Origin of the sequence: Halomonas sp. DQ26W, assembly GCF_003339685.1 — a bacterium.
Classification (GTDB): Bacteria; Pseudomonadota; Gammaproteobacteria; order Pseudomonadales; family Halomonadaceae; genus Halomonas.
Genome location: NZ_QPKI01000066.1, coordinates 1 through 1,538, shown reverse-complemented (window position 1 = coordinate 1,538; position 1,538 = coordinate 1). Strand labels below are relative to the sequence as shown.

At 64.8% G+C, this 1,538-nt stretch carries 1 protein-coding gene and 1 pseudogene; both read left to right on the top strand.

Annotated features, from left to right (window positions below; all coding sequences use genetic code 11):
- A pseudogene (locus DU490_RS16915) lies at window positions 1-208 on the top strand (C4-dicarboxylate ABC transporter permease); the annotation flags it as partial.
- 11 nt (window positions 209-219) lie between these two features.
- The coding region (locus tag DU490_RS16910) for a TRAP transporter large permease subunit (RefSeq protein WP_114575382.1) at window positions 220-1,538 on the top strand (1,319 nt) is incomplete at its 3' end.

The following is a 1,538-nucleotide window of genomic DNA, read 5'->3' as shown; positions in this document are numbered from 1 at the left end:
TATCGAATACGCCCACCGCTCCTTTACCCGGGGCGAGCGCTCCCAGGCACCCAGTGGCCTGCCCTATCGCTTCATCATCAAGAGCACGCTGCCCATCGGCATGGCGCTGATCGCCATCGCGCTCTCGTCGCGGGCGCTGCGCTGCTGCACCTACCTCTTTCGCTTTCCTCGGGAGCTGCACCTGCGTCGCCCGACCGACTTTCGCTAACGGGGATCATCATGGGTCTCGAAGAATATCTCGTCATCGGCATGTTCGCCGGTTTCATGGGGTTGCTGCTGATCGGCTTCCCCGTGGCCTGGGCGCTGGCCGGCATCGGTTTCCTGTTCGCCATCATCGGTCATGTGCTGGTCGAGCACATGGGCGCCGATCTGTGGTTCTCCTGGGGCGGTACCATCGGCGTGCTCGACCGCCGGCTCTACGGCATCGTCGCCAATGAGTTGATGGTGGCGCTGCCGCTGTTCATCTTCATGGGCATCATGCTCGACCGTTCCGGCATCGCCGAGCGGTTGATGAATTCCCTGGTGCGCGTGCTCGGCGGCCTGCGCGGCGGCTATGCGGTGACGGTGGTGATCGTCGGCGTGCTGCTGGCCGCCTCCACCGGCATCGTCGGTGCCTCGGTGGTGCTGCTCGGCATGCTCTCCATCGGCCCCATGCTGCAGGCGAAGTACAACAAGTCGCTGGCCGTGGGCACCGCTTGTTCGGTGGGCACCCTGGGTATCCTGGTGCCGCCGAGCATCATGCTGGTGCTGATGGCGGATCGCCTGGGCACCTCGGAGGCCTCGGTGGGCCGGCTGTTCATGGGCGCGCTGATTCCCGGCATCATGCTGGGGGTGATGTACATCGCCTTTATCCTGATCGCCGCCTATATCAAGAAGGACCTGGCGCCGGCGCCGGCGAATCGAAAGCCACTCGATCTCCGTGCGCTGTTTGAGGTGCTGATCGCCGTGCTGCCGCCCCTGGCGCTGATCGTGGCGGTGCTCGGCTCGATTTTCACCGGCTTCGCCACCACCACTGAAGCCTCGGCAGTAGGCGCCCTGGGGGCCATGCTGCTGGCGCTGTTCAATCGCCGGCTGAACTTCGATATCGTCTCCAAGGCGCTCTACCAGACCACCCGTACCACGGCCTTCATCTTCGGGATCTTCGTCGGCGCCACCATCTTCGCCGTGGTGCTGCGCGGGCTGGGCGGCGATGACGTGATCCGCGCCGCCATCACCGGGCTGCCGTTCGGCCCCGCCGGGGTGGTGCTGACGGTGATGCTGGTGGTGTTCCTGCTCGGCTTCTTCCTCGACTGGGTGGAAATCACGCTGATCATCCTGCCGCTGGTGGCCCCGGTGGTCTTCAGCCTGGGCGTCGACCCGGTGTGGTTCGCCATCCTCTTCGCCATCTGCCTGCAGACCTCGTTTTTGACGCCACCGGTGGGCTTCGCACTGTTCTACATCAAGGGGGTCTGTCCGCCGGGCATCACCACCGTCGACATCTACAAGGGCGTGGCGCCTTTCGTGGCCATACAGCTACTGGGGCTGGCGCTGGTGTTCTT